Consider the following 26,684-nt stretch of genomic DNA (forward strand, 5'->3'; position numbering starts at 1 on the left):
TTGTATATGCAACCGCCACTGTTGCCTAAATTAGTAGCTGAAGTGCTCTTAGCTGTTTGCCTGCTTGAGAGATTGTGCGAGTCTTTCGATTTCGGTTGCGTCTACGTCGCCGATGACCAGGAATCGCAGGCCGTTAGACTGCCAGGTTTCGACGGTGAACGCGTTGTGAGCGCCGGCTTCGGTGGAAGCAGGGAAGGGCAGAGCCTGGCCGGGCGATGCCTGGAAGATCAGAACAGAGATCTTGTGCTGGCGCATGGCGACGATTAGCTGTGCACCCGGCTGCTGATGCAGATAGACGACACGGCCGCCCAGCAGCGTGAACTCGGTGCCGGTCAGCTCTGGCACGTTGAAGGAGAATGGGATTCGACCCTGAAACCAAGGCTTTACGGTGTGACGGTCGGTCGAGATGACGTCGAGAGGATTGGTGCTGGCGAGGGCGTTGACGTGGAGGTCGGCGACTTCGCTGAAGGCGTCCTGGCGGCGGGAGTGTTGGGTCCAGGTGAAGGCAAGGAGAAGCGTCGCTGCTAGTGCGAGAGCTGCTGGGATGAAGCGAAGCACGTTTAGACGAGGGCGGCGGGGTGGGGCTACCTGCTGTTGCAGCTTTTTCTTGAACTCGAGTGTTGGAGTGTGGTGGCCGCGGGCTGCGCGAAGGCCGTGTTTCAGCCTTGTCAGCTCGGCTATCTCGATGGCGCACTGGGGACAGGTCGCGATGTGTTCGTGCATTGCCGGGATCTGATCGGGCGCGAGTTCGCCGTCGAGGTAAGAGGCCAGGGTGATGGGGTTTTGATCACAGGGTACGGGCATCGATTGGCCTCCCCAACGGATTTGTTTTCTGTGGTTGTCGCAGGGCGGTGCGAGCGCGCGAGAGACGCGACATCACTGTGCCGATAGGAACGTCCAGGACTTGCGCGATCTCTCGGTAGGAGAGCTCCTCGACTTCGCAGAGCAGGATGATCTCGCGGTACGGGACGGGGAGCGCGGCGAGGGCCTTCAGGACGGTCTGTTGATCCTCCTGCTGAAGCAATAGCAGTTCGGGGGTGACGGTGTGTGCGGTCACGGCATTGCCTTGCGCCTCCTCCTCTTCGAGCGAAGAGGTGTTTTGCGCGGCCAATCCGGTGCGCGAGGTGTGGAATGTGTTTCGGAGGATGCGATACATCCAGGCTCTCAGATTGGTGCCTTGCTGGAAAGAACGGAATCCCTTGAGTGCTTTCGCGTAGGTCTCCTGCACCAGGTCCTCGGCGTCTGTGCGGTCGCCGGTGAGCCAGTGGGCGAAGTTATAAAGCTGATCGAACAGCGGCATTGCGAGCTGCTCGAAGAACTCAGGGTCCATCCTTCTCCCTCTTTGTGTCAGTGCGGATCATTCTATTTGCCTGAGGCTGCTTTGAGAAATCGGATGATGTCAGCGCGTTCGTCGGGTTTTGGAACATGAAATTCCATGTCGTTATCTGGAACGAGGGAGTCGGGATCGGCGAGCCATTTGTTGAGTGTCTCGTCGGTCCAGGTGATCTGTGAGGATTTGAGGGCTGAGGAGTACTTGAATGTGGGGGTGCTTCCGGCTTTCGCCCCGTAGACGTTGCGAAGGCGTGGACCTTCGCGGTCCTGATCGAGGGAGTGACAGCCTGCGCAGCGCTTTTCAAAGAGCACCTTGCCAGGGCCTGCAGCGTCGGCTGCAGGTGGTGAGCCGCTGCTGGGCTCTGGAGACACAAGCAGGAGGACGAGCGGGAACAGGAAGATGAGATAGCTCAGACTGGATGGGGGGAGGGTGCTCTGGCTTTTCTGGTGTGCGATTTGATTGGTCATTTTTTCTGTTCCTTATTTGCTGATGAGTTTTCCTGGGCGTCGGCGGCCTGATGCTTGAGGAGTTTGCGTTCGGACTTTGCCCAGTCGTAAAGGAGTTGCTGCTCGGACGTTGAAAGCCTGGCGTTTGGGTGAAGGATGAGATATTGCTTTACGGGCATCTCTCCGCTGCGGGCTTCGGAGCCGATTTTGGAGAGGAGGTCGATGCGAGTCTCGCGGTCGTATCGTTTCCACTGAGAGAGGTCGAGATGGGTGCGGCCTTGATGTACGTCCACCTCGATGAGCCAGGAGACTGGGGCGAATCGACTGTATACGGGCCAGTTGGTGTTGCTTGAGTGGCAATCGGCGCACTTGGTTTCGAGGACATGACGTACCTCGAAGGGAACATCGGCTCCTTCGAGGATAGGGTGGTGGCCGAGCGATGAGCTGGAGCGGACGTCGCCCCAGGGATGAGCGAAGGAGAGCGCGATGCTGGTGGCGAGGATGGCGATTGTTGCGAACATCTTTCCTGCGGGTTTCATAACGATGTGGGGTGTTGTGGTGCGACGGGCGCACCAGATAGGGGCGCGTCGACGATTGCGAGTTGATGATGCTGGGGAACGAAGTGAACGTCGGTGACTCCGAGGACGTCGCGGAGTTTTTCGGCAGGGACTTTCATGGGGCCCGGCGACGGCGCGGTTCCGGGAGCCGGTTGCGGGAAGGCGGTGGACATTGCGGTGTGAAAGGTTACGTTGCCTTCGACTTTTTGGAGGATTTGATGAATGTGGCCGTTGAGTACGGTGACTGAACCGAAGCGCTTCAGCATGGCGAAGGCCTGTTCGCTGTCCGAGGTTGCCCATCCCCAGTCCGGGTAGACGGTCCAGAGCGGGATGTGCGCGAAGATAACGATGGGTGCGCTGCTCTTGAGAGTGGCGATGTCCTGTTTGAGCCACTCCAGTTGGGCTTGTCCGAGTTTTCCCATGCCCTCGAGCTGGAGAACGTTGACCAGAGCTATGAAGTGAACGCCCTTGTGATCGAAGCTGTACCAGCCGCTTCCCCTGGTGTCTTTGCCATAGCGTTCAAGGTACATTTTGCCGTCGTCAACGGAGGTGTCGTGCTCTCCGGGGACGTAGAAGACCTTGCGTTTGGAGCCGAGCATCTGGGCGAGGGTATCGAACTCGGCAGGCTTCGAGGAGTGGGTGAGATCGCCCGTGTGGATGAGAAAGTCGGGGGGCGTGGCTGCTGCGTCGATCTTGTCGAGAGCTGCCTGGAACGTCCCGGTTACGTCTGGGTTTGCGGCTTTGTTGAAGCCGAGGTGGCTGTCGCTGATCTGGATAAAGGAGAAGTCTGCTGGTTTGATCAGGCGTTGCGATTGACCGAAGACTTGCGAGACGGGGACGCCTCCGGCGAAGCTCCAGATTAAGCCGGTGCCTGCCCAGGCCATGCAGCGGAGAAAGCCGCGCCGATCAATGCCATCGGAGCTGATCGAATTTTGCTGGGAGTTGGATTGTGATTGAACTGGATCGTTGTGTATTGATGTTTTGCTCATGACAGCTCCTGGGACACAGTGGTGTACACCTTGGGAACTGAGCGGAGCGATTTTTATTCCACTAAAAGTTGTCGAATAGGTGGGAGTTTTTCCTTGTCTTCGATCTCTGGGAGCAAAGACGAAATGCGGGGGTTTCTCCGCTGCGCTGTTCACGATGAGACTGTAAACAGCTTCAGTTGAAATGACGACGTTTTTGTTTGAGCGACAAGTACAAGCAAGAGCAAAACGAAATGGGTGGGGGTCTTAGAGTTGAAGTCCGTCCCATGACCAGCGTGGGATGCGGAGGCCCTTTGGCACGTCGGCGGCGGAGTGGTGATAGCGGGACATCGTTGTTGTGGTGGCCCAGGCGAAGTAGTCGTGCAGCACCCGCCGCAAAGTATCGTCGCTGGTTAGTCCGACATCGGCCAGAGCCTGGTCGAAACAGACGATTGCGCGGCGATCCATTTCATCGTGTTCTCCGTTGCCGCTGTGCATCTTGACGACGGTGGTTTCGTCGCCATAGGAATCGGAGTACGTGGTCGGGCCACCGAGTGCCTCGGCCCAGTATGCGGCGAGCCGCTCTGTATGCTGGGGATGGAAGCCGTGGCTGAACGCATGGGCGACGACCTCGTCGGCCATCACGCGACGATGCCAGGCATCGGCAAGGCGGTGTATACCGTCGTTACCACCCGCTGCCTCGAAGACAGTTTGCATTTATCAATCATCGCAAGCCTCCTGTGTCTGTGCAAGACTTTCCGGCGGCGGGATCAAAAGAAACTCTTGAAGCGGAGATTGAGTCTAACTAACCAAAGGTTTACGAACCACACCGGTCTCTTCAGTATGGGACTCTGAGCGTTCCCGAGGGTCGGTTCTTTACACGAACCCTGCCAGGATGAGAATTGCTGGAGTTCGAAACTGCTTCTCGGGAGTGTTCATGTCCACTGCGTTCCGTATTAATCCCGCTCACACTGCTGTCCTTAGCATGGATTGTCAGGCCGGCATCGTCTCCATCTATACGAAGGGTGATCAGGCCGCATTTCTTGCGCGTGCTGCCGGCGTCCTGAAGTACGCTCGCGCGTCCCACATGACCGTCATCCACGTTAAGGTTGGCTTTCGCCCGGGTCTTCCGGAGGTAAGTTCTGAGAACCAGCTATTCGGCGCGATCAAGGCTTCTCCGCAACATCAAAAATTTTTTCAGGAACCAATGGGCAGCATCGACCCTGCGCTCGGTCCCGTGGAAGACGAGATTGTTATTACCAAGCATCGTGTCAGCGCCTTCACCGGCACCGATCTCGCGATGATTCTCCGCGCCAATGATCTTGATACGCTCGTCCTCTTCGGCATCGCTACCAGCGGCGTTGTCCTCTCCACTCTTCTTGAGGCAAGCGACGCCGACTTCCGCCTCGTCGTCATCAAGGACTGTTGTGCCGATCTCGACGCGGATCTGCACAGCACGCTCATAGAGAAGCTATTTCCGTCGCGGACCACTGTCCTCTCAGCCGCTGACTTCCTCAAGCTCCAGCTTGTTGAGTAGGTTTCGCGGCGTCATCAATGGGTTCGCGTTCGCCAATGATGCGTTTCTTCGACTCTTTGCTGCGCCGCGTCGCATCGTATAGTCGGAAAGGGATCTTTGGGACGGCGATGAAGAAAAAGGCGACAAGCAAACGGGTGAGCCTGTCGGAGGAGCAGTTTCAAGCGATCGCTCGAGTGCTGGGTGATGCGCGAAGGCTTGCCATGGTTCAGCAGATTGCGGGTTCGGAAGGGATGGAGTGCAGTGCGTTGCGTGTGCATGAGTACATTAGCCCTGCGACTGTGTCCCACCATATGAAGGAGTTGAGCGAGGCGGGACTGGTGGAGATTAGGCGGTCGGGTCGGGGAGCAAATCTCTTTTTGTGCCGTTCTGTTTTCGATGCTTACGTGAGGCGTCTTGCGTCTCTTTAGTTTTTGATGAATCGGGGAATCTCTGTGGCTGGTCTCGCATCTACTTTGATAGCTGTTCAATAGTTCGATCGATATCGAAATGAGGAAATACGAGATGGGAAAGCTTACAGGTAAGGTAGCGGTTGTAACCGGAGCGTCGAAGGGAATTGGCGCAGCCATTGCGAAGGAGTTGGCGGTGCAGGGCGCGTCGGTCGTGGTGAATTACGCGTCGAGCAAAGAGGGTGCTGACAAGGTTGTCGCCGAGATCACCAAAGCCGGGGGCAAGGCGATCGCTGTGGGCGGCAGCGTTGCGAAGGCCGCAGAGATAGAGTCGCTTTTTGCTGAGACGAAGAAGGCTTATGGCAAATTGGATATTTTGGTGAACAACGCCGGCGTGTATGAGTTCGCTCCGTTGGAGGGGATCACCGAAGAAGCGATCGAAAAGATGTATGGCATCAATGTCAGGGGGCTGTTGCTGGCTACTAAGGCGGGTGTGGCTCTGTTTCCGCCAGAGGGCGGCAACGTTATCAATATCGGATCGGTCGCGAGTGACCAGACGCCGCCGATGTCGGCTGCGTACAGTGGCACGAAGGGAGCTGTCGATGCGATCACGCGTGTGCTGGCTAAGGAGTTGGGACCGAAGAAGATTCGCGTTAACGCAGTGAATCCTGGCCCTGTCGTCACTGAGGGCTTCAAGTCGGCGGGCGTTGAGGGGAGCGACTTCGAAAAGGCGATGCTGCAGGGCACACCGCTCGGCCGTATTGGCCTGCCGGACGATGTCGCCAAGGTGGTTGCGTTCATCGCTTCTGACGACGCTGGCTGGGTTACCGGTTCGCTGCTGCAGACTGCGGGCGGGATGCGGTAAGGCCTATTTGCTGAGGGGCGCTCCCGAATCGATGGATGGTTCGGGAGCGCTTTGTTGTTGGACGACGGGTGTGGTGGCGCTTCCTTTATGCTGATGGGAAGCGAATGATGCAGACAGTTTTGACGATTGCCGGATTCGATCCCTCTTCGGGCGCTGGTGTGACTGCGGACCTGATGGTTTTTGCAGCGCATGGGCTGTTTGGGACTTCGTGTATTACAAGCCTGACGGTGCAGTCGACAGTGGGAGTGCAGGCGAGTACGCCGGTGTCGGCGGAGACGGTGCGGGCTACGCTTGACTGCCTGGAGAGCGATCTGCCAGCGGAGGGGATCAAGATCGGAATGCTGGCTACGGCGGGGAATGTAGCCGCGGTGGCGGAGTTTTTGGAAAGGCTGCGGGGACACGGGGTGCGGATTCCGGTGGTGCTCGATCCGGTGATGAGGTCGAGTTCGGGCAGGGAACTGCTGGATGCCGAGGGAGTGGGTGTGCTGCGGGAGAGACTGCTGCCGCTGGTGGATTGGGTGACGCCGAATCTGGAGGAGTTGGGGATTTTGGCGGGGCGGATTGTGATGCAGCGGGGGGATATGCCGGAGGCGGCGCGGGATCTGCAGGCAATGGGGAAGGAGTTGAACGTGGTGGCGACGGGAGGGCACCTGAACCCGCCGGACGATCTGCTGATGCAGGCTGGCGGGGAGATGAATTGGCTGCCCGGGGAGCAGATTGTGAGCCGGTCGACGCATGGGACCGGATGTGCGTTTTCGAGTGCGCTGTTGAGTCGCCTCGTGTTTGGGGATGCGCCGTTGGACGCGGCGGTGATGGCGAAGCGATATGTTGCGGAGGCGATTCGAACGGCTGAGCCGAGGGGGAAGGGGCTGGGGCCTTTGAATCTTCTTTTTCCGCTGCGCAGCAAGTAGCGTTGAAAGACCCCGTCACGGGGCGTGCTGATTTGGGAACGGCGGGGGCGGCCCGGGTTTCGGGTGGGTGGTGGAATGACTCAGCCAAGTTAAGTGTTGGATCTACATCGATTGGGTCATTGCGGGGCTCTGTTTGGGCTGTTTCGATAACCCAGAGGGTTCGTGTGTTGACTTGGTTGAGGGGATATTCCGGATAATGCCGAGGCGGAGGTTCGCCGATAGGGATTAGGACGGAGGATTTGGTTCATGTCCACAGTACCGTTTCCCGGGGTCTTTCGGCCCGAACTCGTAAACCGGAGCGCGTCGAGCGTTCCAACTCTTTCGCCGGGGAATCCCGCGCCGAAGAATGCAGACCTGACGATTCATCGGATCACCAGGACACATCATGGCCGTACGCTGCTGACGCTGGGACATGCGGCCGAGTATCTTGCGAACTCGCGGCGGTATTCCATTCAGGCGTTTGACAATAAATCGGACGATGAGGCGATACACATCCTGATGGGGCTAAGCCGCACTGTGTTTGAGGATTTTGCCCAACATCCGGCTTGGAGTCGCCGCTTTTGGAATTGGGTTGTCGAGAGGGTTGTGCGGCTGCTGGATTAGCCGCGAGTGCTGCTAGGCTGGAAGAGTATGGCACTCACTTTAATTTTAAACGGCCAGTCCCGCGACTTCGAAACGCTTCCCGAGTCCGCCAACCTTGAACAACTTGTGGTCGAGCTTGGACTGAAGGGTGACAGGGTGGCGATTGAACATAATGGCGCGATCGCACCGCGCTCAAGCTGGGCTCAGACCGTTTTGAGCGGAGGCGATCGGCTCGAGGTAGTTCATTTTGTCGGTGGAGGGGTGTGAGGGGTTACTTCGTTCGCGATTTTGTTCGCCACGAGGTGCTTTAGGAGCGACTCCCAGCGATCGCCATAGTCGTCCCAACCGCCGAGAAGGCGGACTCGACGCAGGGCGGCCTCGCTCATCTGTGATTGAAGGGCGGGATCGTCGGCGAGCCGCTGCATGCGGTCGGTAAGCGCTTCGACATCGCGCACGGGGACTACGAAGCCTTCGACGCCACTGGTAAAAAGGTCTTCGCCGCCGGTGTTGGTGGAGCAGAGGACGGGACAGCCGCAGGCGAGGGCTTGACCCTGGACGAGTGCCAGACCCTCTTCGATGCTGGGGAGGACCATGACGTGGCTGGTGCTCATGAGGTGGGCGAGTTGCTCTTGCGGAAGGGCGCCGAGGAATTCGACATCTTGTTGCGGGAGGCGGTCGAGGACGGTCTTCATGTCGGGGTGAAGGGGGCCGGCGAGGCGAAGACGTTTTGCTGGATGACGAAGCTGGGCGAAGGCCTCGAGCAGGTAGGGAACTCCTTTGCGAAGGGTGACCGAGCCAGCGAAGAGGACTTCGAAGCGATCCGTGGGTGGCTCTCCGGTACGGGTGAACTTTTCGAGTCGAACGCCGTAGGGGATGACGTGCATCTTGTCGGCGGGCAGGCCCATTTCGATGAATGAGCGGGCGGCGAAGCTGGAGGGGACCGAGATGGCGTCGGAGGCGGCATAGATCTTTTCTTCGCGGAGGATGTCGCGTATGTCAGTGACTGGGCGGTCAACCCTCCAGCGGCGGTATTCTTCGGAGACGATGGCTTCCTGGTAGCGCTGATGAGAGGATCCGCGGTCGCAGATGAGGAGGCCGCCGCGGGACTGGACTTCGCGGCCGGTCTTAAGGCTGGAGCCGGAGATCGCGATGACGGCGTCAGGGGTCTCGGCGGTGCGGATTCGGCGGAGAGTCCACTCGTCGAACGAGAGCGCGTTGGCATAACTTGTTTGATCCAAGACCCATGGATGGTGAATGCCAAAGCGTTGCATGAGGATTTCCGGCGTGTGGACCCAAGGAAAGGTTTCGACGACTTCGTGGGGTAAGCCTTCGCGTTTGAGGCGTGTCCAGGGGAAGGTGGAATAGATGCGCTGTAGATGGCCACGGCGGTGAAGCTCGCGGGCAAGTTCGAAGTGGTGAAAGACCCCAAAGACCGTTTGGACGATTCTCATAGCGCCGGACGGCGGTTGACCTCAAGGTCATCGTAACAAAAGGTCATCGCCTCGCTTTTGTAACCTGTCAGGGGGCAGATTGAAGGGCGGGGTGGTGATATTTAGAAGTGAGGAATTGAGTCAGGGGTTTTTCGACGTAGAGGTAGCAGAGGGAACCAACGACCGCGACTGACAGAAAACCCAGAACCACGTTCGCGTCCGGGCCTAAATGCGCGAGGCGAGGATAGAGACGGTCGTAGCCATAGAAGACGATGAGCGTAACCAAATAGATGGAATAGGACGCGTTGCCGAGGAAGACACCGAAGCGCCCGAATGGGGATGTGATTTGTGTGGATCGGAAGACGAGCCCTGCTGTGATCATGGCGGCGGGAATGCCCCAGAGGAAGACACGATACCAACTGAGAGTACCGTCGAGAACGTACCCGGCGTTGCCGAGGTTGTAGTCGAAGAAGAAGAGGGTGGATAAAAGCCAAAGTGTTCCGATCGAGAGCAGGCCAGTACCTAGTGCATGGCGTTTGCCGAAGCGTGCGTATGCCAGACCAATGAGACAGCCAAAGATGAACTCGATGTTGAGAGGGTTGGCCAGCAGAATCAAAAGGGTTCGGTGGAAGCCGAACAGTCCACCTACAACAATGAAGGAAAGAATGGTGAGGATCGTTCGTTCGACGACTCGAGTTACACCAAAAAAAAGGTTAAGGGTGAGGAGATAGTAGAAGAACATTTCAAAGATCAATGTCCAACCGATGTAGATGAGCGGGGTTGGGATGGGGAAACGCAAGGAGGGAAGCAGAAGGTAGGAGTTTACAAGCCATGAACGCGTTAGATGGTGTTGCTTCAACTGAACCAGGACGAAGAAGAAGGAAAGTATCCAGTAGATGGGAAAGATTCGAATAAAGCGGCGAAGGAGAAAGTCGATTGCCCCGTGGGGAAGGCTCGGATGAGTGGGCCTGACGTTCATCGCGACCGTGGAGAGGATAAATCCACTGATGGCAAAGAATATGTCGACGCCGCAAGCCCCAAAGTTAGTGAGGTTGAAGAAATGAGTCTGGTGCGGAATCGCATGTGCCGAGATGGTAAAGAGGGAGTGAACGTAAACGACCAGGAGGGCGGCAATAGCACGGAGGATTTGGATCGAATCGTTCCGTTTCATCGACAGAGGCCGACCACCTTCAAAGTCAGTGGCTTCGACTCAGGGGTTTCTTTCCGAATGTAGTTACGATCACAGCAAAAAACGTGGTTCTCAATTGGAAGATCGGCGAAGGTGAGGCGCGCAATCGACAGCTTGAGCGAGAGGGAAGAGATAGCGGTCTTACGTTGCGTCAGGGCCGAGCCTCCGGGTTGTGCTTCAAAAGAAGTATAGAGTCTTCCCGATGGGATTGGACCAAACAATTACTTCCTCTGAGCGATGAGGATCGTTGACTGAACCCGGGTAGGCAACGAGCTACGGCAAAAGCGAAGAAGAAATTATTGATCGGGCCAATCCTCTTAAGCTCTCCCTATAATGGCTGCTACATGCGATACATTCGAATACTCCTCTCCGTGTTTGTCCTGTCTTCCTTGCTCTGTGCTCAAGAGCTGGTCACTCGATATTGGGGAGGAAGGCTACAGAATCAGGTTGGAGAGGCGATCAAGGGCGCAACCATCCGCCTGGTCGGAAAGGGAGGCGATCTTGTCTCAAATTCGGGGACAGATGGGCGCTTTCGATTTCCCAATTTAGCGCCGGGTGAGTACAAACTGGAAGTGACGATCGATGGAAATGTACGCCGGTTCACAGAGCCGCTAAAACTCAAAGCGGATTCGTTACCTGCTGTCGTGACTATCACGTCGGAGAACGTTGTGGCTATCGCCTTTCGTTCGGCTGAAACTGCGAAGACGGGCGGGGAGAAGCTTTCGAGCCAGACCGTAAGCGCAATTCCACTGAACAAGCGCGACTTTAGCCAGTTGCTGTTGCTCGCGGCCGGAACTATGACCGATTCGAATGGCCAGACAAATTTCACCCAGCAGTTCGCCATCAACGGGCAACGCGGCGTTGAGGCTGTCTTCGCAATGGATGGCGCGGACACGAGCGATCCTGAGATGGGAGGCGCGACGTTCAGCAACTTTAACGTCGATGCTGTTGAAGAGATCAAGTCGGTGTCGGGTTGGATGCCTGCGGAGATCGGCCGCGGTGCGGCAGGCTTTACGAATATCACTACCCGTTCCGGAAGCGGTGGATTTCACGGCTCTGTCTTCGAGTTTCTGCGGAACTCTGCGCTTGATGCGCGGAACTATTTTGATCATCCGTCGATTGCAGAACCGGGTCGGATTCCGCCATTCCAGCGGAATGAGTTTGGCTTTACGAATGGCGGCCCAATTATCCTGCCACATATCTATGACGGGAGCGGAAAGACCTTTTATTTCGGACAATATCAAGGTTTTCGCCAAGTACTTGGGACTACACAGGTGTTGCCGGTGCCAACCGCTGAACAGCGTCTAGGCGTCGATACGACCGCGTTTCCGGGCGATACGTTGAAGATCACCCCAATGCCTGAGATCGCAAAGATCCTGGCCCGCTATCCGTTGCCAAATAATCCAACGGGCTCGTATGGCGTCAATACGTATGCAGCGTCTTCCAAGGTAGTCACGAATGCGAACCAGTTTTCTGTGCGCATCGATCAGGTACTTTCTCCAAAGGCGCACCTTACTGCGAGATTCAACTTCAACAATCTCTTCGGGCCCACTACTAACCCGGACCAGACTGCGATCGATCCCAGCTTTGGTGTGGTGTATGTCGATCATCAACGCAACGGAGTTCTTACCTACAGCCAAACTGTCTCGCCGCGCTTCGCCTTCGAAAGCTCTGTCAGCTTCACCAGAACTACGCCGCAGTTCGCCACTTCGAATCACACTGACCCGGCGGTGAAGTTCAACGATGGACTGTTCGAGGCTTTCAACTCGGCGGCGGGTTCGGTTGCGTCTGCTTACGGCAACCTTTTTCTGATAAGACAGAACTTCATAGTTACCGCCGGGCGTCACCTTATCAAGGCTGGCGGGGAGTTCCGGGCTAATCGCGATACGACTTACTTTGGTACGAGTCCCAACGGGGAATACGATTTCGGTGGTGGGACCGCTTACTCGCCTGTAGATATTACTTCGCAAAGTGGAATGCATAACATTCATGTGGGCGATCCTCTTCCGGATACACTGAGTGGTCTGCTTACCGGGAGTGCTTTTGTTTACACAACAGCAGTACCGGCGCCGTACGTTTCGGGAGGGAATCACATTGGGCCCGCTGCCATCTCACGGTACGGCGGAGCGATCTACGCACAGGATACCTTCAAGATCTCCGACCGATTTGTTCTCGATTATGGGATTCGCTATGAACTCTACACTCCCATCACCGAACGCGCACACCGCACTTCAGGGTTCCTGACGAATGGACTTCATCAGGAGTATCTCGATAACCCGCAGCCGGGATATCGATTCGATTGGGATGGAGTTGCTCCTCGGGTTCAGCTTGATTGGAAGGTCAAGGACACCCTTCACATTCATGCCGGAGGGGGCCTCACAACGATTCCACCGAACATTTGGCAAGACAATTTTCTTACTGGAGCTGTCCCGTTTGTCATTTATCCCCACATCACCGCGGCTGTGGGGACGCCTCTGCTATATGGCTTCACAATTACTCCTGCGCAGCTTCCAACGTTTTACACACCGGCAGGGCAAGACGTATTCGCCAGCGGCAATCCGAAGAACGTGCCGTCGAATACGGTTCTTGACGTGGAACGATATCAGCGGGATCTCGCTGCGCTTTCGCCTGGGTCGCAGTTCACGCCGCTGAACTTGACTGGAATCGATCGCAACTTCGGCAACGGATATCTCCAGACGTGGACACTCGGCGTAGAGCGGCAGATTGGAAAGCTTACCGCAGATGCTGCGTATGTAGGCACTGCGTCGGTGAAACTGCCTCGCACTACCTTTACCAATGCTTATTCGGGAGCTACGCCGGGGTTTGCACCTTATACCAAATTTGACAGTGCAGGGAACGCCGTTGGGGGTTTCGGCACGGAGCAGCTGATCACGGGTACGGCGCACTCGACGTATCACTCGCTGCAGACGTCGCTCACGGGTACCCTTTTTCAGGGCGGCCCAGGCGTGCAGGTAAGCTACACTTGGTCGAAGGCCATCGACGACACGAGCGGGGTTGTGGCAAACGGGAATACTACCGGTGCGATCTCCAGTCCGTATCCACAAAATCCCTTTAATACCCACGCCGAAAAAGGCCCTGCCAGCTTCGACGTCACTCACGGATTCACGATGAGTCTTGCTCAGGATCTGCAGCTGGAGAAGGTCGAATGGCTGCAATCGATCAATAGAAGGGTGACTGCCGGATGGGAGTTGTTGAGTATCTCAACGATCAGCAGCGGTCTTCCGTTCACGGTTTATTCCGGTGTGCAACAAACTGGCGCAGGTTCCAATGGAGTGGATCGGCCGAATCAGATCGCTAAGGCAAATCTTTCCACAGCCAGAAAGGTGCGCGAAGATTACTTCGGACAAGGCGCAAACAATGCCAGCATCTTTTCGATCCCTATCAACCAAATTGGCGGCAGCGGACCGAATCAGGGGTTCTTCGGATCTCTTGGGAGAGATACCTTTCGCGGGCCCGCGTTTTATGATTTTGACTTTTCACTCATCAAAGACACGCCGGTTGGTAGACGATCGGGGGGCGGGGAACTGTTCGATGTGCAGTTTCGTTCGGAATTTTTCAACTTGCTTAATATTGTGGATATGGGATTGCCAGCCAATACCATTCGAGGGTCAGGCTTTGGCGTTATAAGCAAAACTGCGGGAACCTCACGGCAGATTCAGTTTTCGTTGAAGCTGCTGTTCTGACCTGCGTTATATGCGCCCGCTCGCTTTGCTAAGTCCACGTTATCGCCGGCGTTATTGACCTGTGCTGAGGCTAAGAGCAAGGATTGCTGCCGCACAGGGACTGCTTGGGCTAAATCCAGTCATCCGAGATCGAAGCGTAACCAAAGAAAAAATCCTTTAGGCATACAACCAACGCCTTCAAGCGATCTCGCAGTCAAGCACAACAGCGTAGCAATACCAGGCATCTACCCGTAGTGAAGACGATTTTATGGAGGTAGCGCATGAAGACTTTGAAGAGTTGGTTATTGGGAGTTGTGGTGGTTGTTGCACTCATTACAACGTCAGCTTCGCCAGCATCGGCCCAGGTTGTCGTGAGAGTTGGACAGGATCATCCACACCATTATCACCACCACTATCGTCACCATCATCACTATCACCACGAATATCGCTAGTAAGCGACAAAAAGCCCCATTCATTGCACGCGCATCGGTGGGGCTTCTTTTTGTTTTAGCAAAAAAGGATTAACAGGGTAGAGGCTTCCGTAAAGCTCATCCACAGTGGCTTCACTTGAATCGACCGCCGGCAATGATTTACTTCACAGAATGACCCTCTTTAGTTGAACGTACGTGCGCATCCCTCGAGCATTCCTGCCGGCAAGAAGTATACATAATATGTGTTATCGGACACTGGTGTTCTTTTCCCATTGTTGCCTAAGGATCTATATAACGACCCTTTTCATGCGACAGATACCTTGGCGCCGCAATTCGTCAGAATGTGAGGCGATGGAACGCCGACTCCTTCCTAGCCTATTTGCCAGATCGAGATAGCTTATTGAAATCCGACCGGTCCTTTACAACCTGGGCCCGATAAAACTCTGCATTCATCTGAGCAGGCTGGATTCGAACATTTGTAGCCCAGGAACTCATCGTACGAACCTCACATTACGAAGATCCTTCATCGCTGTTCACGTCTAGTGCTGACTCCTGCGTATTGGATTCCCTACCGACGACTTCCGGCTCTGCTGGTCTAACTGCGGTCCAAGCAATTGGCATTCCAAAGAAATAACAGCGGAAATCATTCAACACAAATGCCAACCATCGCTTCGCACATCACGAACTTCATGAAGAACATCCGCGGAAGATATCGCGTTTTGGGTACAACTCCGCGTCAATGGATTCTAAACCGAATAGAGCTTGCCAGAACTGGGCTGACCAGCTCTATTGACCGCTTCCAATTTTGCCGATGCCGATTCCAATTACGTAAGTTACGAGACCTTCAACAGCGCCGACGATTGTCATTTCGAGACCACTACTCCACCAGGAGCGAATGGTAATCAGAGACTTCGCGGCCCCTACGGCGAAATGTGCGATCAGTGACACGATCGCGGCAACAATCACTGCCGGGATCCCTGCCATGAAGAAGAATGGAATAATCGGGATCAACGCTCCTACTGCAGTGGAAAGCGCTCCTGAGAAAGCAGAGACCAGCGGTTTGCTGAGCCCTTCTTCGGTTGTATTCAGACGCTCACGTGCAAGGGCCTTGATCAGTTGCTCCTTGTTCTTCGCTAGTTGCTCGACAAAGCGTTCTGCATCTTCTTCCGGGAGTCCCCGGATTTTATAGCTGAGAGAAATCACCTCGCGGGCCTCAGCTTCGTTATCCTCAACGGCCTTCCGCTCTCTTGCAAACTCTGCTTCGAAGATCTGCCGCCCGCTCTTCGCGCAAGGTACGCGCCAGATCCCATGGAGAGCGCACTAGCCACCATTCCGGCCAAGCCGGCAATGAGAACAAAGTGGCTGTTACCAAGTGTCGCTCCCGAGACGCCGGAGACGATCCCGAAGATAGAGCCAAGGCCATCGTTCACGCCGTATATGGAATCACCAACCCAACCTGCCGCTTGCGGATGGCCTTCTTTCCGGGCGTTGAGGAGACGATCAAGCTCTTCCTGTGCCTGCTCAGGAGACATTGCTGGCAGGGGACGTCGCGACCGAACAAGGTTTCTCAGGGCTTGATAGTGCTCTCGTTCATCGGCGATCACTTCCTTGAGAATCGCGATGCTTGGTTCATCGCCAAGCGCCTTCAACTGCTTTCCATACTTGGCAATGTCACGACCCTCGTCGATCTCCAGGCGGCGCAAGGCGAGATCCGTTCCACCTATCTGCGTCGCCAACGAGTCAGCCTGTCCGAGTTCACTCCCCGTGTACTGGGGCACTTGTCCACCGAGTTCCATGATGCGTTCAGCCCAGAGACTGGCATGATGCTTTTCTGCGGCGGCCAGCCCTCGTAAAGCGTTCCGCCGTTGTGGATCATTCTCTCTTTTGGCTAAAGCATAGTAGGTGTAATGGCCTTCCATCTCTGCCTGCAAGTTGGCCGCCAGCGCTGCGAGTAGTCTCTTATTGTCCGAATCGGCCATCGTCTCTCCTTCGGGCCTCAGCAAATATCTATATTTAACTACCTATTCGATCGCCGATTTTCTCCCCCAATCGAAGCGTCTGCCGAGGATGCCCTTCACAATGAGATGGTCCGTACTTGCGGTGGATCCAACTCCTACTCCGATGTTTATCTCCCACTTGGGCGAAGTATTCAGATCGGTGACAACGAAGATTTGCTGTTGCTGGTAGTGCAATGAGTCGAAGGCTCCGAGGCGTCCATAATCGGCGTAGTATTCAACGCCGCCGCTCACTACTCGTGTGAAGTCATAGCTCACCTTTGCGGCCGGAGAAAAGCCGAGCCCTTGATTCACGTCGGGGCCGTGCAAGGTGCGTTCCAGTGCCGGATTCACTGCGAAATACCACCTGCCTGCGGTCTTATCAATGATGGGCCGTATCTCCCATGTCCATGTGTCCGGCGAGTAAGCGGCACGCTGGTAACCAATCTCGGTAGACAGACTGAGACCCACCGGAAGGTGCCAGCTATCAGGCGCGCGGACGCGCGGGCGTATGTGATCGCCGACCCACTGAACACCGTGACCGTCCTGTTCGCTGGTGAAAACATAGAAGCCGATCTCCGACCAACTCGTAATACCTTGGGTGAGTTCGAGCGTTTCATGCTCCTGATGATTGGTCGGGATCACACCGTTGATGTAGTACTTCTGACCTTCCGGCGTGAAGTTGGAATGTAATTCAGTCATCAACGTCTTCGGTGGAACGGTGGCTGCTCCGTAGACCTGAATTTCATAGTTACCTTGGGCCACAGCGGATCGCACGCACAAGATGGCCGCGATTGCGAGGACCGCGTTGGCAGCGAGCTTGATCGTGGAATTACGCATAGTTGAAAACCATCATGAATGCCCGGTCCATGTGATCTTGCTGGTGACAGTGAAAGAGTGTCTTTCCCGGATTATCGGCCACAAACTCTACCTCGACGGTTCCACCGGCGTGCACCAACACCACATCCTTGCGCACACCGGCGATCTCACCGCCATCTTCAAGCCGCCGAATCTCAAATGTGTGTCTGTGCAGATGAATCGGGTGATCGTCCATGCTCTTGTTTTTCATGATCAGGCGATAACGCTGTCCGGCCTGCAACAAAAGCGAGTGCTCTGGCGTTGAATTCTGCGGGTAGCCCAGACCGTTGATACGCCAGAGCTCTTCGTTACCGTGCCCCTGGAACTTTGAGTCAAAAACAAGCTCGATCTTTTTTGCGTCTTGATGTTGTGCGGCATCGCCTGCCTCTGCGAACTGGCGATAGTTCCACACAAGATCCTCCGGTTGCGTCCACACCGGCTTGCCGGAAGAGTTGGCGTATTCGATGACAACGCCCATTCCGCTGGCTTGAACATGCTTGCGGACTTCACCCAAGACCCATACGCCGGGATTGTTCATCTCGACGATGGCAGAGACGCGCTCCGCGGGTGCGAGCCGAAGCATGGAAACTGTCTGAACCTGGGCTACCGGATTGCCATCCAGCGCCACCACCTTGAAGCTGTGCCCCGAGAACGAAATCCAGTGAACCTCGGTCGGGCTGCTATTGAGAATATGCATCATGACGCGCTCGCCCTGTTTGACCTTCACTGGATCTCCAGAGCCGAGCATCTTGCCGTTTATCGTTGCCACGTCGTAGAGCGGGTTCATATAACCGTCGTCACTGCTCAGAAATTGCCCGTTCCAGTCATGGAGTCCAAGGAAGACCTCCCGATCGTAAGCAGCAGGGTTGTCACGCGCTTCGATCAGAAGGAAACCGTGCAGCCCAGCGTACTGCGCTTTAGTGAGATTCTTCCCCGCGAACGTATGCGTGTGATACCAGCGGAAACCTGCCGGCTTGGGGATCATGGTGTAACGCACAGACGCACCAGGCGCGATCATCGGTGTGCCTTCTTCCATGGCTCCGTCGATATCCGGCGGCAAGTAGAGCCCGTGCCAGTGAACGACCTCGGAATCTTTCGTGAGGTTCCGAATCTCAACAGACTGCGTCTCTCCTTCGTGCATACGGAACAACGGTCCGGGAATCTGCCCGTTGTAGGCTACGGTCCGTATGTGGTGTTTCGGCGAAGCCTCTAGGGTGTATGGCGCAATCTCAAGCGTCACGTCCGGCGCCGCAGCGGCCGCGCCCGATAGCGCGAATGATCCGAACGCCATTCCAGAAAGTTGAGTGAAACGTCTGCGTGTCAGTGGATGGGGAGACACGGAATTAAGCATAGTTCTTTGTAACTCCGATTGAGTTCAATGAAAAGCGAGTGCATCAGAACGGAATGGTCCTATTACAGTGTGCAAACAGGTGGTCGGTCAGTTAGAAACCTGGCCAACGAGATTAAGATCAATCGCAACGTCATTGTCAGCTTTCCAGATCAGAAAGTTCGGGTTCTTAAGACCCCACTGAACATAGGGAACGACGAATTGCGCCCTCGCCGTTGCCTTCGATCCATCGATGTGAATCTGCATCGGAATCGTCAGGTCGTGAGCAGTGCCGAGGAGAGTGAACACTCCGCTCACTTGAATAGTCGAGTCCCCCGAAGCAGCAATTGTTCCGTTGTATGCTTTCGGCGCGAAAGAGACGGTGGCGAACTGGTCCACCTTGAGGAGATCTTTGTTCATCTTCTTATCGCGGCTGTCGTTTCCCGTCTTGCCGCTGCCCGCTGCCACGATGACTACCCCCGATATGTTGGAAGCGGTGCGATCGAAATTGATCGATCCAAATTGAATATGAAACGTGCCGTCGACGACCTCGTGGGTCGTGTTCAGTTTCATCTTGACCTCGCTGGCATCGGAGTTGACGGCGAAGGTCTGATGCTGGGCGAGTACGGCTGGAGCGAATATGAGCGCGAGGGCTACGACTGCGAGGCATTTCATTGCATCATCTCCCCCAAAAGGGCTAACTGCCGAGAATTGTTTTGGCGTGGCTCGATTTCAGTTCGCGAACGCCTGTGGAGCCACAGCAGCGGTCTGGGTGACACGCGTGAGTCTAGCCGTTACGCGCATCGCGCCGGGCCAGACCCTGAGGCAAAACGGTAGTACAGCGCGCGCGAGTGCGTTGTTCAAGCCGTTGGCAGCGATCTCGGCAAGACGCATCTGGGGCAGCATTGCGGAGCGCAGTTTTGGCTGAAAAACCGGCGCCGGCTCCGCGGCAAGATAGGCAGCGGCGGCACGGCGAGCAGTATGCAGGGCGATGGATATGCCATCGCCGGTAAACGAAGGGATTACGGCTGCCTGATCGCCGATACAGTAGAGCCCATCCTCGGTTGCGCGGCGGATGTAGCCATACGGTATATGAGTGATGGTGATCGGTTTGTCGAGCAGCGGCTCCGCACCGTCAAGCCGCATCGCGAGATGGGGACAGTCCTGCTGCATCCTCGCAAGGAGGCCCTCCCAGCGAAGACCCCCACGTGCAAAATACCGCCGTTGCACCACACAGCAGAAATTCGTAATGCCGTCTTCGACGGGTTGGATACCACCGTAGCCTCCGGAATAGAGCGTCAACTCGGAGGCGTCCGCCAGGTCAGCGGTCTGCGCGCCGGACAGTCGGTAATACATCTTGAAGGCGACCCATTGGTGAGGGTCCTTCGGGCGACCGTGGCCACGCAGATCGTGCTTGCCCGTGGCGAGAAAGGCGGTTGGAGCTTCGTAGGTAGTGCCGTCGTCGAGCGTAGCCTGCCAGAGGTTGGCGGTCGCGTGGCTGAGCGACTGCACACTGCGACCACGCATAACACGGACTCCCGCGGCGATGGCTGTGGCGATGAGCGCTGTATCCAGCGCTTTGCGCGTGAGCGAGGCCGCGGGAAAAGGCAACGGAGCCTCCGCGGCACGTCTGGAGGCGGCAAGGCGAACGTAATAGATGGGCACAGCGCCAAGCGAGGCCACGTCGATGCCGAGCGCGTGCAGGTCCTCAAGAGCCTCACCGCTTAGAAACTCACCGCAGACTTTATGGCGCGGTGTGGGCTCGCGTTCAATCAGCGTGACGCTTCGTCCCTTTCGAGCGAGCGCGATCGAAGCCGCACAGCCTGCTACTCCACCACCGAGGATCAGTACTTCGTCTTCCAAAACATTCCCTCCTAATTCACTGGATGTTCAATCAATTTGTGGCGGGATTCCATCTTTCTAGTAGACGTCCAAAAAACAGTTCGGCACTTCATTCTGTACAAATCGTCATTTTGAAGCTGGGAGAACGCCGGCTGGACGGATGCACATGTCGACGTGAAATGATGCGGGGTTCGCAGGGTATCGTAAGGCGTCTAAGGTGTTAGGACGAGGTATTGATGAGGCGAAACGATTTCCTGGTAGCCGCTTTTTGGGCGATAACGTTGGGCACCGCAGCGCCGGCTGAACCAATTTCAGTAAGACATATTCAACGCCCGATGCATCGGTTTATGGTGGCGCGCTCCGAGGCTGGAAAAATCATCGCCAGTGGAGAGTTTTCGCAGGTCGTGCAGGGCGATGAAGTGACGATGCGCCTGACCTATCACTTTGTAGTGGGTCGATTGACGACGAGACGACGACGTGTAGGCAGCAGGGCACATTTCGGTTAGTACGCAACCATCACATACAGAATGGGCCGTTCTTCGTGAAGCCGGTCGACTTTACAGTAGAAGCTGCGACGGGCATAGCAACCAGCCGCACGGAGGACAAGAGTGGGAAGATACAAGTCGAGAGCCACCACATCGCCGTGTCGGATGATCTGGCGAATGGATTCGTTGGAACCTTGCTGCTGAATCTGCGGCAAAATGCGGCGCCGTTTCGCATCCATCCCGAGTTGGGCGGTATCGTGGGCGTGATCGCGCAGCTGATCGGCCTGCAGCCCAAAGATGTGATGGTATGGGTTTTGGACGGTCAGGAGCCTGCCGTAATGAGGATAGTCGGACAACTAGGTGGTTACGGCCCTCTGGTCAGCTCGGATCTTGAAGGAATCAGCTTCGAGAAATAGGACACCTGCAAACCCAGTTCACGAGGGCGAGATGTGGATCGCCTGGCTTTATGACATTGGTCTGAAGATCCCATGGCCTCCTGGCCAGCGATCAGTCACGTCGGGTGGTGAGTTCATGCCAGTTGAGGCCGAGGTCCACGATCAGTAGCGAGGCAAGTGTGAAGGCAATCACGCCGACTGCGGATAACACGTCGCCCAGGTGGCTCCAGTAACGCGGCCAGAGGTTGAGCACCCGGCTGGAGACGAAGGTAAAGGTAACTGCATAGGAGCGCGCCATCCATTGGCGGTGCTGTGTGATTTGGCGGTTGCGCGCGGTAATGAAGGCGGCCGTGGTGCAGACCATCCAGGCGGCGGCCTGCATGGAGGTTCCGGGAAGACCCGGGCGACCAGCAGCGAGAGCGATCCCCGTGAAGGAACCAACAAACACGGAAATGACGTAGATGCGGCCGAGGATGCGATGGAGCTTAAGGTGACGCTGTCGGATCCGCGAGGAGAAGTTGACGGGGCCGATCAGAAGAGCGAAGATTCCGGCGAGTGTATGCGGGATGAGGAGATGGCGGTCGGCAATGACCTGCAGACGGTAGCCGTGGTACATCGGATAGTCGGTGATCAGGAGCAGCTCTGAGGTAATGAAGACGAAGAGTACGGTGAGACCAAGCGAGACCCAGAGAATTGTCTTGAATCTGGAACGGGCGGAGGTGGGCGCTATCAAAGTGGAGATTGGCATTATTCGCCCCTCAGATCGTTAGACGTGACGAGATGAGCCATGAGGCCGACTGGGCCGAGAGGCTTCATATCTCTTAGCCTAACGAGACGCTTCAAAATCACGGATCTCATTTCCACCGCCCCACGCACAACCGTCCCGGCCGCCACTTCTCCACAGCCATCGCCTCTCGCGGGACCTCAGCCGTAGCGAGCAGGCGTACCCAATCCTCCTTCCGGAAGGCCCTCCGGAACGACACCGGCCCATCATGCCGCACAAGCCAGTGCCAACGCACCCACCCAAACATCCGACTATTCCACTCCGCCCGTTCCAAATCATTGATAAACCAACCTACCTGCACGGACGCTTCCATCCACTTCAGCAACGCGACGATCTCCTCGTTCTCCAGATGATGTGCCAGCAGCGAGCTCACGACGATATCGACCGGCTTCTTCGGTCGATACTCCAGAGCATCGCCGGTCACCCATTCGATTCCGAGCTCCTTTGGCGTGGACTCCGCTGCGGCACGCGCAGCATAAGGATTCAAGTCGATCCCTGTTAACTTCACAGCAATGCCCCGTCTCCGTGCCCAGCCTGAAATCTGCCGCAGTAGATCACCGCCGCCACTGCCCACATCGACGATGTGTACCGGATCACGCGATCCATGCGGCAACCGCTCCAGCCAAGCCAGCGTCGGCCGATAACCCAGCAGCCAACGATTGACCGTTTCCAGACTGCGCAGGCAGTCACGGAAGTCTTCATAACTACAGTCACCATCCATGAGCTCCGGCAACTCACGCGGAGAGGCCCGCCGACTGAAGTCGATCTGTGCATTAGACCCCATGGAAGCGCATCGTCTCCGCTGTTAGGCCCGGCCCAAACGACATCGCACACCCACGCTGCCCCGGGCGCGCTTGTTGCATTATTCGCTGCAACACAAACATCACTGTCGCCGAAGACATATTGCCGAAGCACGATAGCACTTCGCGCGACGCTGCCAGCGCATCCGTCGGCAGTTCCAGCCCCTTCTCTACCGCATCCAGAATCGACCGTCCGCCGGGATGCACCGCCCACAGATCGATGCCGTCGCGCTCCGCCATCAGTTCGCCTTCATGCAGCGCGCGGCCCAACTCTGCCGGCACCCGCCCGGAGAGCAGCATGTCGAAACCTAGCCCGCGAATCTTCCAGGTAATAAGCCCACGTGTCTTCGCCACCATTACCGCCTTGAAGCTGTCCAGCGCGAGACCCTGCTCGCGAGCAGTAATTAGGCTCGCCGCTGCACCATCGGCAAACACCAGAAAGGAGAGCACCTGCTCCAGCTCCTGCGTTTCCTGGAAGTGCAGCGTACACAGCTCCAGGTTGACCATCAGAATACCCGCCTTCGGATCTGAGCGCACTATGTGCCGCGCCAGCTTCAGCGCATTGATCGCGGCATAGCATCCCATGAATCCAACCATCGTGCGCTCCACATCCGCCGAAAGCCCGAGGTGGTCGACGATCTCAAAGTCCAGCCCCGGCGCATAGAGCCCCGTGCAGCAGGTTACCAGTACATGCGTAATACCGGAGCGTTCCTTCTCATTGAGCGCAAGCCGATCTACGGCCTTCTTCATCAGCACAGGAGCGCTCTGCTCAAACAGTTCCATACGCCGCGTCGTGTTGGGAAAGTCACCTAGCCGATAAAACTCATTCGCGTTATGCGGCGAGAATTGGCCGGAACCTTTCTGCGGATCGAGGAACGAATAGCGATGGGCGATGTCGGCGCGGCTCACCATGCGGCGGAAGACCGTACGTAGCCGCGGGTCGGCGAGCATCTTCTCTGCAAAGACGACGAAGGTGTCATGTACATCGTGCTCTGGTACGGCAGTAGCGATGCGGTTCAGGTAAGCCGTAGTCAAGCGGAATATGTCCTCAGCCCGGATAATCGAGATTAAATGTCGCGTTTGTGCGTTGGGGAAGCTGGACCACGAAGAGATGACGATCCAGCGACAGTCGACTACTTGAGAGAGCAGGCTCCGTATTCTCGATACAACCCCTAGTCATTGAGACGAGACCTTTGTTCTTTTGATAGCACTTTGCAGGAAGGTATAGGATGACGATTTGTTCATGGAGGCCGCAATCACCGGAGCGCCCCTGAATTTCGTCCGTCCACATGCTAAGTTGCGAAAGAGCGAGGCAAGATGCACGACCACGAGTGTTCTTCGGAATCGACACTCGGCGCTCCGCCAGAGCTTAAAAATTGAGAGGTCGATACTCCGAAATGACATTTGCAGCGTAGCTCCAATCCATCGCTTCATGCATCGATTCCTTGCCGCCACAGCACTTGCGGGCCTCACAGCGGGTTGGGAGTATGCGTGCCGGAAATCGATCGTTTTGCTCACCTTTACGTTAGGGGTCGTTATTCCGGCTATCGTGTTCTTTGTCTAGCCTTTCTCGATTCGTCCATCGATGAGTGACTCAGATGACCGAATCGTCATCTTGCAGCCTCCTGAAGTGTGCGAATCGCGAATCAAAATGGCTTACCATCACTCCATGCAACTCCTGCTCGTGGAGGACGAACTCGAGATCCAGCGTTTCCTCAAGCAATCGCTAACTGATGCGGGTTACGACGTGGATGCCGCCAAGGATGGGCGAGCCGCCGCTCAACTTGCGTCCGGAAAGAAGTATGACGTTCTGATCGTCGACCTTGGCCTTCCGGATCAAGATGGCATTGACCTTATTCTTCAGCTTCGACAATCTGGCGTAAGCAGCCCCGTCCTGATACTTTCGGCCAGAAGATCAGTCGACGACAGAGTCAAGGGACTGGAACAAGGTGGCGACGACTACCTAACCAAACCCTTTGCTCTCGCCGAATTGCTGGCCCGGCTGCGCAACCTCTTGAGACGAAACCTGGCTGCGAGCGAAGAAGCCTCACGTTTGCGTGTACTCGACCTGGAACTCGACTTCATTAGGCGTAGAGCATCCCGTGGCGGCGAAGTTCTGAATCTAAGCCCACAGGAGTTTGTGCTCTTAGAGTACCTTTGTCGCCATGCCGGGAGAGTTGTCACTCGATCCATGCTTCTCTCCGAGGTATGGGGAATGCGAATTCAGCCGGACACTAACGTTGTCGACGTCCATATCTACCGATTGCGCGGCAAGGTGGATGTTGAAGGCCGCGAGCCGCTGATCAAGACTTTACGAGGTATTGGTTATGTCCTCAAAGACCGCTAATCCCATCATGCACAGTGCCGCATGGCGTATCTCCCTCTGGGCAACCCTAGCCTTTGCCATTGGAACAATGCTGGTTTTTGCAATGGTCCATCGCTTCGTAGCGAACGACATTCAGCGTCGGAGCGACGCGTGGCTCACCGGAGAGGTGGCAGTACTCGGCGATGTGGCCGGGCGAACGCCAAAGGACCGCCTCTACGGCCGGGTAGTGAGAGAAGTCGCGGAACTTGCAAGTAGAGAGGTGCCAAACAAACTGCGCTCGAATGGCAATGAGAACGACTCGGTCTTCTTTCTTCAGGCCGGAGACGACGGTAATCTGAAACTTTGGGTTGGTGTGGGTGACGGGACACAGCACTTAGCCGCCATTCGCGCACTTAAGGCAGTTTCCGATGTGCCTTACGACTTGAATGTCAAGGGATTCAAGCACCCCTTTCGGGTGGCGTCGGTGCGCATGGAGGATGGAAGCCACATTTACCTTGGACTCTCGGAGCGAGACGAATTGCGTGTGCTGAGGAACCTCCGATTCCGCTTCCTCTGCCTTTGGCTGCTCATCGTTTTGTTTGGCTTTGCGATCGTCTTCTACGCTACCCGACGCATGCTCAATTATGTCCGCGAGATCACTGAGGCTGCATCCAGAATTGGACAATCTGACTTGAGCAGTAGAGTTCCAACCAACAAGCGCAACGACGAGGTAGGGCATCTTGCGTTAACGCTCAACCACATGCTCGACCGGATAGAAAGCTCAATGCACCAGCTGCACACTATTACGGAGTCGCTTGCCCACGATCTTCGTAGCCCCTTGACAGCGATTCGGGGGAAACTGGAAATCGTTTTGTCGAGCGATCTAAAAGTCGAGCAGAGTGAACCAATCGTTTCGGCCATCGATGAACTGGATCGACTAACGGAATTCCTAAATACTTCGCTCGATGTTGCGGAAGCAAGGGCTGACGCGCTGAGGTTGTCCCGCACGGAAGTCGATCTCGATGAACTGCTTCGAGTCATGCTCGATCTGTACGAGCCATGTATGTCGGAGAAAGGACTTCGGGTGGATCTGCGCAGCGCCGGTCCTGTCACGGTCCTGGCAGACGCTGCCCTTCTTCATCGAGTAATCGCAAACCTGCTCGATAACGAATGCAATCATCTGCCCGCGGCATGCACTGTTTCCATACGACTTGGAGCAAGTGAGAACACGGTGATCTTGACTGTGGAGGATGATGGCCCGGGATTTGCCTCGGAGGTCGGCCTCCAGATGTTCGAGCAGCGGGTGAAAGGAAGAGATTCGAAAGGTCGTGGGTTGGGGCTTGCATTTGTTGAAGCGGTGGTGCGCGCTCATGGAGGAAGTGTAACGGCGTCAAACCCTCCACAGGGAGGGGCTCTTCTGACAATAAACTGGCCTCGCGCTGCAGAAGAGACGGTTGATGCTCCGCACTCTCTGACATTGGTCAACAGGTAGGCGCATGCGAGTTTGGCATAAGATCTGCATGACGCTCGATATGATCAAGTGGGAGCATTCGATCATCGCGCTACGCTTCGCTCTCCC

27 protein-coding genes and 1 pseudogene are annotated in these 26,684 nt (G+C 56.1%); 12 read left to right on the forward strand and 16 right to left on the reverse strand.

Annotated features, from left to right (window positions below):
- Positions 1-48 precede the first annotated feature (48 nt).
- From HDF14_RS13705 to HDF14_RS13730, 6 genes are all read right to left on the reverse strand, one after another.
- Complete coding sequence (locus HDF14_RS13705; protein ID WP_183977633.1) at positions 49-804, reverse strand: anti-sigma factor family protein; 756 nt, start codon at positions 802-804, stop codon at positions 49-51.
- A complete protein-coding gene (locus tag HDF14_RS13710) occupies positions 788-1,330 on the reverse strand; it encodes a sigma-70 family RNA polymerase sigma factor (protein WP_183977634.1) in 543 nt (180 codons plus the stop codon). Before HDF14_RS13710 ends, HDF14_RS13705 begins: the two co-directional genes overlap by 17 nt.
- Positions 1,331-1,362: 32 nt before the next feature.
- The gene (locus HDF14_RS13715) at positions 1,363-1,800 is read right to left on the reverse strand and encodes a c-type cytochrome (protein WP_183977635.1); all 438 of its coding nucleotides are present in this window, start codon (positions 1,798-1,800) and stop codon (positions 1,363-1,365) included.
- Entirely contained in the window at positions 1,797-2,300 is a 504-nt protein-coding gene (locus HDF14_RS13720; protein ID WP_183977636.1) for a heme-binding domain-containing protein, read from the reverse strand. The genes HDF14_RS13715 and HDF14_RS13720 overlap by 4 nt, the downstream gene beginning before the upstream one ends.
- A 14-nt stretch (positions 2,301-2,314) precedes the next feature.
- Positions 2,315-3,325: a metallophosphoesterase family protein gene (locus tag HDF14_RS13725; RefSeq protein WP_183977637.1), complete on the reverse strand. Its 1,011-nt coding sequence runs from the start codon at positions 3,323-3,325 to the stop codon at positions 2,315-2,317.
- A gap of 243 nt (positions 3,326-3,568) precedes the next feature.
- On the reverse strand, positions 3,569-4,018 hold the full coding sequence (locus tag HDF14_RS13730) for a group II truncated hemoglobin (RefSeq protein ID WP_183977638.1): 450 nt from the start codon (positions 4,016-4,018) through the stop codon (positions 3,569-3,571).
- Positions 4,019-4,238: 220 nt separating this feature from the next.
- Between HDF14_RS13730 and HDF14_RS13735 the strand changes: the two genes are divergently transcribed.
- The 6 genes from HDF14_RS13735 (at position 4,239) to thiS (ending at position 7,849) form a co-directional block, all read left to right on the forward strand.
- Complete coding sequence (locus HDF14_RS13735; RefSeq protein ID WP_183977639.1) at positions 4,239-4,838, forward strand: isochorismatase family cysteine hydrolase; 600 nt, start codon at positions 4,239-4,241, stop codon at positions 4,836-4,838.
- 17 nt (positions 4,839-4,855) lie between these two features.
- Positions 4,856-5,245, forward strand: a complete 390-nt coding sequence (locus tag HDF14_RS13740; RefSeq protein ID WP_260698268.1) for a winged helix-turn-helix domain-containing protein — start codon at positions 4,856-4,858, stop codon at positions 5,243-5,245.
- 94 nt (positions 5,246-5,339) lie between these two features.
- A complete protein-coding gene (locus HDF14_RS13745) occupies positions 5,340-6,089 on the forward strand; it encodes an SDR family NAD(P)-dependent oxidoreductase (RefSeq protein ID WP_183977640.1) in 750 nt (249 codons plus the stop codon).
- A 104-nt stretch (positions 6,090-6,193) separates the two neighbouring features.
- Positions 6,194-7,000, forward strand: a complete 807-nt coding sequence (thiD, locus tag HDF14_RS13750) for a bifunctional hydroxymethylpyrimidine kinase/phosphomethylpyrimidine kinase (RefSeq protein ID WP_260698269.1) — start codon at positions 6,194-6,196, stop codon at positions 6,998-7,000.
- Between the two features lie 246 nt (positions 7,001-7,246).
- Positions 7,247-7,603, forward strand: a complete 357-nt coding sequence (locus HDF14_RS13755) for a hypothetical protein (protein WP_183977641.1) — start codon at positions 7,247-7,249, stop codon at positions 7,601-7,603.
- A 27-nt stretch (positions 7,604-7,630) separates the two neighbouring features.
- Positions 7,631-7,849 (forward strand): sulfur carrier protein ThiS, encoded by a 219-nt coding sequence (gene thiS, locus HDF14_RS13760; RefSeq protein WP_183977642.1) that lies wholly within the window; start codon positions 7,631-7,633, stop codon positions 7,847-7,849.
- Here the strand turns inward: thiS and HDF14_RS13765 are convergent.
- Both HDF14_RS13765 and HDF14_RS13770 read right to left on the reverse strand, forming a co-directional pair.
- Positions 7,825-9,033, reverse strand: coding sequence for a glycosyltransferase family 4 protein (locus tag HDF14_RS13765; RefSeq protein ID WP_183977643.1), 1,209 nt, complete (start codon positions 9,031-9,033; stop codon positions 7,825-7,827). The genes thiS and HDF14_RS13765 overlap by 25 nt on opposite strands.
- 67 nt (positions 9,034-9,100) lie before the next feature.
- Complete coding sequence (locus tag HDF14_RS13770) at positions 9,101-10,183, reverse strand: acyltransferase family protein (protein ID WP_183977644.1); 1,083 nt, start codon at positions 10,181-10,183, stop codon at positions 9,101-9,103.
- Positions 10,184-10,545: 362 nt separating this feature from the next.
- Between HDF14_RS13770 and HDF14_RS13775 the strand changes: the two genes are divergently transcribed.
- Positions 10,546-13,905 carry a TonB-dependent receptor gene (locus tag HDF14_RS13775; RefSeq protein WP_183977645.1) on the forward strand — a complete coding sequence of 1,120 codons (3,360 nt, stop codon included), beginning with the start codon at positions 10,546-10,548 and terminating at the stop codon, positions 13,903-13,905.
- Between the two features lie 260 nt (positions 13,906-14,165).
- Positions 14,166-14,336: a hypothetical protein gene (locus HDF14_RS13780; protein ID WP_183977647.1), complete on the forward strand. Its 171-nt coding sequence runs from the start codon at positions 14,166-14,168 to the stop codon at positions 14,334-14,336.
- A gap of 765 nt (positions 14,337-15,101) precedes the next feature.
- Here the strand turns inward: HDF14_RS13780 and HDF14_RS26635 are convergent.
- From HDF14_RS26635 to HDF14_RS13805, 5 genes and pseudogenes are all read right to left on the reverse strand, one after another.
- Positions 15,102-16,294, reverse strand: a pseudogene (locus HDF14_RS26635) (VIT1/CCC1 transporter family protein).
- A gap of 42 nt (positions 16,295-16,336) precedes the next feature.
- Positions 16,337-17,149, reverse strand: coding sequence for a hypothetical protein (locus tag HDF14_RS13790; protein ID WP_183977649.1), 813 nt, complete (start codon positions 17,147-17,149; stop codon positions 16,337-16,339).
- Positions 17,142-18,518, reverse strand: a complete 1,377-nt coding sequence (locus HDF14_RS13795; protein ID WP_183977658.1) for a multicopper oxidase family protein — start codon at positions 18,516-18,518, stop codon at positions 17,142-17,144. Before HDF14_RS13795 ends, HDF14_RS13790 begins: the two co-directional genes overlap by 8 nt.
- 87 nt (positions 18,519-18,605) lie before the next feature.
- Complete coding sequence (locus tag HDF14_RS13800; protein ID WP_183977660.1) at positions 18,606-19,169, reverse strand: YceI family protein; 564 nt, start codon at positions 19,167-19,169, stop codon at positions 18,606-18,608.
- 57 nt (positions 19,170-19,226) lie between these two features.
- Entirely contained in the window at positions 19,227-20,357 is a 1,131-nt protein-coding gene (locus HDF14_RS13805; RefSeq protein WP_183977662.1) for an NAD(P)/FAD-dependent oxidoreductase, read from the reverse strand.
- A 215-nt stretch (positions 20,358-20,572) separates the two neighbouring features.
- On the opposite strand from HDF14_RS13805, the gene HDF14_RS13810 reads away from it, so the two are divergent.
- Entirely contained in the window at positions 20,573-20,842 is a 270-nt protein-coding gene (locus tag HDF14_RS13810) for a hypothetical protein (protein ID WP_183977664.1), read from the forward strand.
- A 35-nt stretch (positions 20,843-20,877) separates the two neighbouring features.
- Positions 20,878-21,237, forward strand: coding sequence for a hypothetical protein (locus tag HDF14_RS13815; protein WP_183977666.1), 360 nt, complete (start codon positions 20,878-20,880; stop codon positions 21,235-21,237).
- Between the two features lie 91 nt (positions 21,238-21,328).
- Here HDF14_RS13815 and HDF14_RS13820 read toward each other — a convergent pair whose 3' ends face one another.
- From HDF14_RS13820 to HDF14_RS13830, 3 genes are all read right to left on the reverse strand, one after another.
- On the reverse strand, positions 21,329-21,964 hold the full coding sequence (locus HDF14_RS13820) for a DUF2306 domain-containing protein (RefSeq protein ID WP_183977668.1): 636 nt from the start codon (positions 21,962-21,964) through the stop codon (positions 21,329-21,331).
- A gap of 106 nt (positions 21,965-22,070) precedes the next feature.
- Positions 22,071-22,784, reverse strand: coding sequence for a methyltransferase domain-containing protein (locus tag HDF14_RS13825; protein ID WP_183977670.1), 714 nt, complete (start codon positions 22,782-22,784; stop codon positions 22,071-22,073).
- On the reverse strand, positions 22,774-23,835 hold the full coding sequence (locus tag HDF14_RS13830; protein WP_183977672.1) for a type III polyketide synthase: 1,062 nt from the start codon (positions 23,833-23,835) through the stop codon (positions 22,774-22,776). Before HDF14_RS13830 ends, HDF14_RS13825 begins: the two co-directional genes overlap by 11 nt.
- Before the next feature lie 634 nt (positions 23,836-24,469).
- On the opposite strand from HDF14_RS13830, the gene HDF14_RS13835 reads away from it, so the two are divergent.
- Positions 24,470-25,147: a response regulator gene (locus HDF14_RS13835; protein ID WP_183978044.1), complete on the forward strand. Its 678-nt coding sequence runs from the start codon at positions 24,470-24,472 to the stop codon at positions 25,145-25,147.
- Positions 25,128-26,597, forward strand: a complete 1,470-nt coding sequence (locus tag HDF14_RS13840; protein ID WP_183977674.1) for an ATP-binding protein — start codon at positions 25,128-25,130, stop codon at positions 26,595-26,597. The genes HDF14_RS13835 and HDF14_RS13840 overlap by 20 nt, the downstream gene beginning before the upstream one ends.
- Positions 26,598-26,684 lie beyond the last annotated feature (87 nt).

This window comes from Tunturiibacter gelidiferens (genome assembly GCF_014201335.1).
GTDB lineage: Bacteria > Acidobacteriota > Terriglobia > Terriglobales > Acidobacteriaceae > Edaphobacter > Edaphobacter lichenicola_E.

What these genes read in the sequence shown, in the direction of transcription:
- HDF14_RS13735 (WP_183977639.1), top strand. Translation starts at nt 4,239, where the DNA reads ATGTCCACTGCGTTCCGTATTAATCCCGCTCACACTGCTGTCCTTAGC.
- HDF14_RS13740 (WP_260698268.1), top strand. Translation starts at nt 4,856, where the DNA reads ATGGGTTCGCGTTCGCCAATGATGCGTTTCTTCGACTCTTTGCTGCGC.
- HDF14_RS13810 (WP_183977664.1), top strand. Translation starts at nt 20,573, where the DNA reads ATGAGGCGAAACGATTTCCTGGTAGCCGCTTTTTGGGCGATAACGTTG.
- HDF14_RS13820 (WP_183977668.1), bottom strand. Translation starts at nt 21,964, where the DNA reads ATGCCAATCTCCACTTTGATAGCGCCCACCTCCGCCCGTTCCAGATTC.
- HDF14_RS13825 (WP_183977670.1), bottom strand. Translation starts at nt 22,784, where the DNA reads ATGGGGTCTAATGCACAGATCGACTTCAGTCGGCGGGCCTCTCCGCGT.
- HDF14_RS13765 (WP_183977643.1), bottom strand. Translation starts at nt 9,033, where the DNA reads ATGAGAATCGTCCAAACGGTCTTTGGGGTCTTTCACCACTTCGAACTT.
- HDF14_RS13705 (WP_183977633.1), bottom strand. Translation starts at nt 804, where the DNA reads ATGCCCGTACCCTGTGATCAAAACCCCATCACCCTGGCCTCTTACCTC.
- HDF14_RS13720 (WP_183977636.1), bottom strand. Translation starts at nt 2,300, where the DNA reads ATGTTCGCAACAATCGCCATCCTCGCCACCAGCATCGCGCTCTCCTTC.
- HDF14_RS13790 (WP_183977649.1), bottom strand. Translation starts at nt 17,149, where the DNA reads ATGCGTAATTCCACGATCAAGCTCGCTGCCAACGCGGTCCTCGCAATC.
- HDF14_RS13730 (WP_183977638.1), bottom strand. Translation starts at nt 4,018, where the DNA reads ATGCAAACTGTCTTCGAGGCAGCGGGTGGTAACGACGGTATACACCGC.
- HDF14_RS13840 (WP_183977674.1), top strand. Translation starts at nt 25,128, where the DNA reads ATGTCCTCAAAGACCGCTAATCCCATCATGCACAGTGCCGCATGGCGT.
- HDF14_RS13710 (WP_183977634.1), bottom strand. Translation starts at nt 1,330, where the DNA reads ATGGACCCTGAGTTCTTCGAGCAGCTCGCAATGCCGCTGTTCGATCAG.
- HDF14_RS13795 (WP_183977658.1), bottom strand. Translation starts at nt 18,518, where the DNA reads ATGCTTAATTCCGTGTCTCCCCATCCACTGACACGCAGACGTTTCACT.
- thiD (WP_260698269.1), top strand. Translation starts at nt 6,194, where the DNA reads ATGATGCAGACAGTTTTGACGATTGCCGGATTCGATCCCTCTTCGGGC.
- HDF14_RS13715 (WP_183977635.1), bottom strand. Translation starts at nt 1,800, where the DNA reads ATGACCAATCAAATCGCACACCAGAAAAGCCAGAGCACCCTCCCCCCA.
- HDF14_RS13800 (WP_183977660.1), bottom strand. Translation starts at nt 19,169, where the DNA reads ATGAAATGCCTCGCAGTCGTAGCCCTCGCGCTCATATTCGCTCCAGCC.
- HDF14_RS13835 (WP_183978044.1), top strand. Translation starts at nt 24,470, where the DNA reads ATGCAACTCCTGCTCGTGGAGGACGAACTCGAGATCCAGCGTTTCCTC.
- thiS (WP_183977642.1), top strand. Translation starts at nt 7,631, where the DNA reads ATGGCACTCACTTTAATTTTAAACGGCCAGTCCCGCGACTTCGAAACG.
- HDF14_RS13755 (WP_183977641.1), top strand. Translation starts at nt 7,247, where the DNA reads ATGTCCACAGTACCGTTTCCCGGGGTCTTTCGGCCCGAACTCGTAAAC.
- HDF14_RS13775 (WP_183977645.1), top strand. Translation starts at nt 10,546, where the DNA reads ATGCGATACATTCGAATACTCCTCTCCGTGTTTGTCCTGTCTTCCTTG.
- HDF14_RS13780 (WP_183977647.1), top strand. Translation starts at nt 14,166, where the DNA reads ATGAAGACTTTGAAGAGTTGGTTATTGGGAGTTGTGGTGGTTGTTGCA.
- HDF14_RS13770 (WP_183977644.1), bottom strand. Translation starts at nt 10,183, where the DNA reads ATGAAACGGAACGATTCGATCCAAATCCTCCGTGCTATTGCCGCCCTC.
- HDF14_RS13725 (WP_183977637.1), bottom strand. Translation starts at nt 3,325, where the DNA reads ATGAGCAAAACATCAATACACAACGATCCAGTTCAATCACAATCCAAC.
- HDF14_RS13745 (WP_183977640.1), top strand. Translation starts at nt 5,340, where the DNA reads ATGGGAAAGCTTACAGGTAAGGTAGCGGTTGTAACCGGAGCGTCGAAG.